This window comes from Bradyrhizobium sp. P2_E8 (genome assembly GCF_056403875.1).
Window position 1 is genome coordinate 1 of sequence record NZ_JBFUES010001148.1, and the last position, 2,171, is coordinate 2,171.

Sequence of the window (2,171 nt, forward strand, 5' to 3'; positions counted from 1 at the left end):
CTCTCAATCGGATCTAGAGAAGCAAGTCGCCGTTAATTTATCCGTAAAATCCGGTGGCGGCGGACGACCGTCTGGGAGACGGCGGTTAAGCGGGATTCGGCCTATCTGCCCAGGAAGTGGGCGGAATTCTCAACCCTTGCATGGTTAAGGTCAGCTTCGCGCAAGCATAAATTGTGCCGATGCCGGCGTTTTAGCGCAAAACTGCCAAAATCACCGTAATCTTACGGAGCAAAAAGTTAACCACAGATCGGCCCGGGTTCCGCTAAACAGGTCACATGGGGTCACAGAACGATACGGCGACCGATTCGCGGCCGTCGGAATGGTACGAAAGCAGCACTGCTTCGGCTGAAGAGCTCGACTTCGTCCGCCTGAACGCCGCCCGCGCCAAGGCCGCCGACGAAATGGCCGCCGCCATCGCCCGCGAACTCAATGGCCCCCTGACTGCGCTCCTGCTCTACATGGGCGAGATCAAGCATCACAGCGATCAGCTCGCGCCGGCTACGGGCGACCGCGCCTATTTGCAGCGGGTGGTGGAGAATGCGCTGACGCAGACCGAGCGCGTTTGCGGCCTGGTCAAGCAGCTTGCCGGTCCCCACAAGGGCGAATCGCCGATCCAGCCCCGGATCGAGGACGCCGAATCGAAGGCCGCCCGTGCGCCGCAGCGCGTGCCTAGCGCCGAGCTCCTGGGCCTGTCGGGCCAGAAGCGGCTGACCAAGCGCGAACGCGAGGTGCTCCGGCTGATCAGCGAGGGCTATTCGAACAAGCAGGGTGCGCTTCGGATGCAGATCAGTCCGCGCACGTTCGAGAGCCATCGCGCCGAGGCGATGCGCAAGCTCGGTGCGCGCAACACCGCGGACCTCGTCCGCGCGGCGCTGCTGCATTCGATCGATTGAGGTTGTTGTCTTGCGCTGCCCGTGGCGGCGCGGGGCCGGGGCGGCCGATCGCGTTCAGAAGTAGTCTTCCGAGAAGGGGCGCGCGCGAGAGACGGGGCGCAGCGGCTTGATCTCTTCCTTCGGCGCGTTCGGAATGATCGTGATGGTCCAGCGGGGAGGGATGCTCGATTCCTGCTCCAGCACCGAGCGCACGAAGCCGGTCACCGTCGACTCGCCAGCCTTCACCGTCGCCATCCGGCCGTTGAACTGGGCGATGCGAAAGCGACGGACCTCCTTCTGGTCCACAGTCTCGTAGGTGAACATGGAAACCCTCCTGGTTTCCCGCGACTATCACCAGCTATGATTAGCCATCTGTGAAAATCCCAAACCGTAGAAGTACGGCGGGGTTGCATAGGTCTCGTTATGCCTGCGGATCCTGCGCGCGCGCGGCGGCGTAGGCGGCATCCATGCGCTCCAGGAGATCACTGAATTCGGCCTCGCCGAGCGTCTCTGCGGTCTTCTCCAGCCGCAGCGCCAGCGCCGCGAGCCTGAGATAGCCGAACGTCCCGGCCGCGCTCTTCAGCGAATGCGCCTCACGCGCGATTTTGGCGGGGTRATGCGCGAGCGAGAGCGTGCGGAACAGTTGCAGGCGTGCGCAGGTCTCGTTCCAGAACACGGCGCGCACTTCGCCGGCGCCGTCCTCGCCGATCTCGCGCACCAGCGCCGCGTACGCGCCCGGCTCGCGCGCGGGCTCGGCATCGAGCGCTGCCTGAGAAGGCGCAACGGTCATTTCAAGCATGGCTTGGCCTGCCTTGGTCACGGTTCGTTTGTCGCGTAGCGCGTTCGGCGCGCGGATCGGTCCGTGTCTAGGGCATTTGAATTTCAGTTCCGGTAGCAGGACAGCGGGTGTTTGCAGGCCGGCATTAGCCGCAGGTTTACCACGCGGCGGCGCCGGTCAGCGCTGGCCGAGCAGACGGTCGTACTGGGTCTTCACGGTGGCGTAGCATTCGCACGCGGTCTGGCGCAGGCCGTCCAGGTTCAGGATCTGGATGTGCCCGCGGCTGTAGTGGATGAAATTGGCCTGCTGCAAGGTATTGGCGACCAGCGACACGCTGTTGCGCCGCGCCCCGATCATCTGCGCCATAGCCTCCTGGGTCAGCAGCAGCCGATAGTCGCCCGACAGATCATGGGTGTGCAACAGGCAGCGCGACAGCCGCGATTCCACCGGGTGGGCGGCGTTGCAGCCCGCGGTCTGCTGGACCTGCACGTAAACCGCAAGCCCATGGCGCGTGAGCAACG

At 64.3% G+C, this 2,171-nt stretch carries 4 protein-coding genes; 1 reads left to right on the forward strand and 3 read right to left on the reverse strand.

The annotated features are described in order from the left end of the window. Positions 1 to 275 precede the first annotated feature (275 nt). Positions 276 to 893 carry a helix-turn-helix transcriptional regulator gene (locus AC1D00_RS37870; protein WP_477014188.1) on the forward strand — a complete coding sequence of 206 codons (618 nt, stop codon included), beginning with the start codon at positions 276 to 278 and terminating at the stop codon, positions 891 to 893. Positions 894 to 947: 54 nt separating this feature from the next. Here the strand turns inward: AC1D00_RS37870 and AC1D00_RS37875 are convergent, their stop codons facing one another. The 3 genes from AC1D00_RS37875 to AC1D00_RS37885 all read right to left on the reverse strand — a co-directional run. Beyond that, positions 948 to 1,196, reverse strand: coding sequence for a hypothetical protein (locus AC1D00_RS37875; protein WP_135178844.1), 249 nt, complete (start codon positions 1,194 to 1,196; stop codon positions 948 to 950). Between the two features lie 97 nt (positions 1,197 to 1,293). Next, positions 1,294 to 1,671, reverse strand: a complete 378-nt coding sequence (locus tag AC1D00_RS37880) for an Hpt domain-containing protein (protein ID WP_477014189.1) — start codon at positions 1,669 to 1,671, stop codon at positions 1,294 to 1,296. Between the two features lie 156 nt (positions 1,672 to 1,827). Next, a partial coding sequence (locus tag AC1D00_RS37885; RefSeq protein ID WP_477014190.1) for a Crp/Fnr family transcriptional regulator occupies positions 1,828 to 2,171 on the reverse strand: 344 nt, incomplete at its 5' end.